4 protein-coding genes are annotated in these 4,445 nt (G+C 46.5%); 1 reads left to right on the top strand and 3 read right to left on the bottom strand.

The annotated features are described in order from the left end of the window. The 3 genes from L0156_27100 to L0156_27090 all read right to left on the bottom strand — a co-directional run. Window positions 1-1,211, bottom strand: a 1,211-nt coding sequence (locus tag L0156_27100; GenBank protein ID MCI0606669.1) for a hypothetical protein, incomplete at its 3' end; no start/stop codon positions are given. A 96-nt stretch (window positions 1,212-1,307) separates the two neighbouring features. Continuing rightward, window positions 1,308-2,165, bottom strand: coding sequence for a class II glutamine amidotransferase (locus L0156_27095; protein ID MCI0606668.1), 858 nt, complete (start codon window positions 2,163-2,165; stop codon window positions 1,308-1,310). A 121-nt stretch (window positions 2,166-2,286) separates the two neighbouring features. Next, window positions 2,287-3,621, bottom strand: coding sequence for a thioredoxin family protein (locus L0156_27090; protein ID MCI0606667.1), 1,335 nt, complete (start codon window positions 3,619-3,621; stop codon window positions 2,287-2,289). A 419-nt stretch (window positions 3,622-4,040) separates the two neighbouring features. On the opposite strand from L0156_27090, the gene L0156_27085 reads away from it, so the two are divergent. After that, the coding region (locus L0156_27085) for a hypothetical protein (GenBank protein MCI0606666.1) at window positions 4,041-4,445 on the top strand (405 nt) is incomplete at its 3' end.

Genomic DNA, 4,445 nt, shown 5'->3' with positions numbered 1-4,445 from the left:
TATGCCTGATGGCCGATGGGGTAATTTGGAATTATCCGAAGCACATGCAGAAACTCCTCTTCCGATGCTGCCCAGTCCCATTCATAAATGGCCTTGAGTGCGGCTAACGAAGCCCGAGCTTCAGCAAGAGAGCTATCCAGATTCAATGCTGTCAATGCAGCGGACTTCGCTTTCGGGTAGGCTTCCTGTGGCGAAAGATCACCCCAGAATTCCAGCAGCCGGTAACAGTCAGACAGACCAACGTAAGCTCTGGCGAAGCCGGGATCGCTGGCAATCGCACGGTTAAATTCGCTCAATGCCATCTTCAGCCCATCTTCCGATTGCCGGTTCCAGTGGAATCTTCCCTTCAGATATGCATCATATGCTGGCATGGAGGCCGTAGATGGACTCAATTGATGGTCGCCGGTTGTTTGAAGGAAACCTTTCATCAGAGCCAGGACCACGGAACGTGAAATCTCTCCCTGAATTTTGAATACATCTTCCAGCTCGCTCTCATACACATCAGACCAAATGTGAAGACCACTCGAAACATCAATCAATTGCGCCCTGATCCGCAGCGTGTTTTGATATTTGCGCACACTTCCTTCCAATACGGCTTCTACGCCCAACTTCTTGCCGATATCACGGATGTCCTGGTAAGCTCCTTTGAACGCAAAAACCGAAGTCTGCGCTGCAACGCGCACACCCTCCACCCTGGACAACTGAAACATAATTTCTTCTGCGATTCCATCACTTAGGTACTCTTGATCGCGCTGCGGACTCATATCTGCGAATGGAAGTACTGCAATTGTTTTTAAACCGTGCTCACGGATTGCAATTGTCTTAGCAGGAACCGTGACCCGTTTGAATACTGGTATATAACTGCCCTTCGGGAGATCGATACGAATCGCGCTCTCCTTTCCTTCCGTTTCATAATACTCGCGCAGTTTGGACCGCAGACGTCCAGCTTCAACCCGGATCGTCGCATCGATATGCGGATCAAACGAAGAGGGACGATCATAGACTTCGACAGCAATCCTGTATTCGTTAATTTGATCGGCGCGCTCCTGTAGACACTCTTCCACGGAAAAACGCAAAAAGCGGATCATTCTTTCGGATCTGATAAATGCAGAACTCTTCAAAATAGATTCGAGGTGAGCCCGCACCACCTCCGGCTCTGGAGAATCAGATGCAGAAATCTGTGATGAATGATCTTCAGGCGGTTGACTCATCCGATAACCTTACACGAAATCTTTGTCAAAATTATACCGGCAAAACATCCTGCGTTGGATTGTTCCAAATCCCCGAACTGTTTTCGTAAAGCTGTTTCACCAGATTGGGAGTAATCGGACATTCAACTCTGGCGTAATCAAAACCATGTGATTTTTTTGAACGGCCACCCAGTCCTCTTTCACATCGGTGAGCGGTTCCGATGTAATGATTACCGCTTGTTCGGGCTGATCTGCCTGAACCATTCGGCACACCCTTTCGTGACATTCGAATTTCGTTCCGGAGGAAAAGTAAAGTGATGCAGGCTCCAGCACAGGATCACTCACATACCGCGTTGCGATCACGCTCTGTCCATCGGTTACAGCAAAGTTGTAATACGACGGTTCTGTAATGCCGGTTTCCTTGCTCCATGAGCTGAGCTGCCGGATCGTTCCCAGCATCGTTTGTGCTAGCTGTTCGGCCGAATAATGATCCATGCGATAAGGCAGCAGATTTAGGAACACTGCAAAAGCATGCTCGGAATCACTGGTCCCCTGGATGAAATTATACAAATCATCCTTGAGCGACTGTCGAAGCCGGCGTTTGATTTTGAGAAACTGCGCGATCGCTCCATTATGCATCCAGAGCAAGCGTCCATACTGAAATGGGTGGCAGTTCACTTCACTCACCAACATTCCGGGAGAAGCTGCGCGAACATGAGAAAAGATGCAAGAAGAACTGACTTTCTCTGCGATTCGATGGAGGTTCTGATTACTCCATGCAGGCGTTATGCTGGTAAACAGACACGGGGTACGGTCCACTTGAGGGACATACCACCCTACTCCAAAGCCATCGCCATTCAGTGGTTCACTTCGTTCCCGGGCCTTATAACTTTGCCTGATAAGAGAATTTCTGGGACGCGTAAGCAATTCGGCAAGGAGAATCTCTCTGCCGGAATAAACTAGAAAACGACACATGCTTTTTCCTCCTTATCCCTTAAAAACTAAAATAATAGAATCTTAATATTAGATTTATTTGGTTAGTGTGAGCCTGAATCCGTCTTATCTAATTACCTTAGCATTTTTGACTCATTAAATACTAACCATTTTCAGTATTTTCAGACTCAATGGCGGCCAGCGTTGCTTTCAGTTGTTGCAGGAATTTTTCTGGCGGGAGAAATCCTTCGACTCGCGAGTCCAGCATCTCATTACCATCGGGTCGCAAAAATATCAGTGTCGGCACACCCATGACTCCATATTCAAAACGCAAGAACATGGATTCGTTGGAATCTATTTGTGTAAGATCAACTCGAAGTTTTTTAAAAGATTCCGATAACGAAATCACTCGAGAGTCGCTGAAGGTTCGCCGTTCCATCTCATGGCACGGGACACACCAGTCGGCATAGAAGTCAATCATGACTGGTTGCCCTGCTTCCAACGCGCTTTGTAATGTTTTCGTAGAGTACGGCTCCCATTGCATCTGTTGCTTTTGAAGAAAAGAAAAAGAAACAATGCTAAGAACTACAGCGATCGATCCGGCGGCCCACTGGATTTTTCGAAAGACTTTTTTCGTTTTGCCTGACTTTTCTAAGAATCCGAGATAGATTCCGCCAGAAAAAAGAAAGATGGGTACCACATAAACTGCAAACCGGGGTATTACTGCCAGCATCAGATAAAAGAAGCCGACAGCCAACAGAATCACAGCAAATACTTTTTTCACCCAGACCATCCAGAGTCCGGATTTTGGTAGCTTTGTTAAGAGTCCCGAAAATGTCCCGAACAGTAGGTACGGGGTTCCTAAACCGAGTGATAGAACAAAGAATGACCAGAAACCAAACCACAGATCCTTTTTTGTCCCTACGTAAGTTAGCAAAGCAATGATCGGTGGACCAATGCAGGGCGCGGCAAACACTCCAACTGCGAGGCCTGAGACATAAATGCCAAGGGTTGCAGCGGCACTGCTCCGTGTTGCTTTTCCAAGTTTGTCTACTATCCAAGAAGGCATTCTAAGCTCGTAAAACCCAAACATACTCAAGGCCAGAGCAAACAATAGAACCGCGATTGCAACCAGTACCCATCGGTTCTGCAACCATGCTCCGAATAGCCCTCCGCTCATTGCTGCAAAAACCCCAAGCGCACTGTACATGGTGGCAATACCAAGAACATACAGGAGCGCTTTCAGGAAAACATGCAGCGTTCTTCTATGGTCTTGTGCACCGAAAATAGAGACAGTTACCGAAAGCATCGGGTAAACGCAAGGGGTCAAATTCAAAGCTAGTCCAATGAGAAAGATTCCCAAGAAACCGAGAATTGAACCCTTTGTTTGAAACAGCGTTGAGATTTTTACACCCGGATCTATCGTTTCCGCGTAAGACGTACTTACAGTAAGCAGCAGAACGATGACTGCAATCAGCAGGATTGGTTTTTTGTACATAGTATAAACGTGCTCTTGAGAATATGTTGGGAAAGTGCTTCCTATTCTTTAGGTAAATGTAAGGAAACATACACTTCATTGTTTCATGCGTATAGTCCTTTTATCCAATCAAATTACAGATGTAATCGCCATTACAAAACGCGTGACCAGAAAACATGAAAGGGACAACTGAACTAGTGAGGCTATGGAAACCATGAGGCAGCGTGTTCGAAAGGACCTTTTATGCTGAATGTACCAAACATCAAAAGAGCCCTGAAGATATCTGTCATAGTAGGTTCAATTCTAGCTCTACTCAATCAGTATGAAGCCGTTAGAAGCCTCTCGTTCTCGTTGCCGCAATTTGTCCGGCTGACAATGAACTTTATCGTTCCATTTACAGTTTCACTATATTCATCATATTCCAGCGCAAAGGATAGATCTTGAAAAGCCGCCTTGTTTCAGTGTTCGTCTTATTTGCCGCAGTGTCAGCCGCTATCGGCGCCGGATCAAACGACGACCCATCTCCCAACCTTTATTCTTCCTACATCGGTGAATGGATCGGAAAGTTCTACGTGTACACGCCTGATGGAAAACTTCTGAAGAGCATGGCGGTCCATCATGTCTACAGGGAAAGCGGCAAATACACATTGGAGGGAACGCAGACCGTTACCTATGACGATGGATCCAAAGAGAATGTTCAGGTGAAGGATTATGTGGAAGCTGGGAAGCTTTTCTGCCGGGTCCAGTCGGACAGATTTGGACTCAAGATACTGGAAGGACGCATGGAGGGAAATCAAATTTTTTGGTGGCGAACGGAAAAAGGTGTAATCGAATCGTACCGTGAG

This window comes from bacterium, from assembly GCA_022616075.1.
Taxonomy (GTDB): Bacteria; Acidobacteriota; HRBIN11; order JAKEFK01; family JAKEFK01; genus JAKEFK01.
This window is presented reverse-complemented; position numbering and strand designations above follow the sequence as displayed.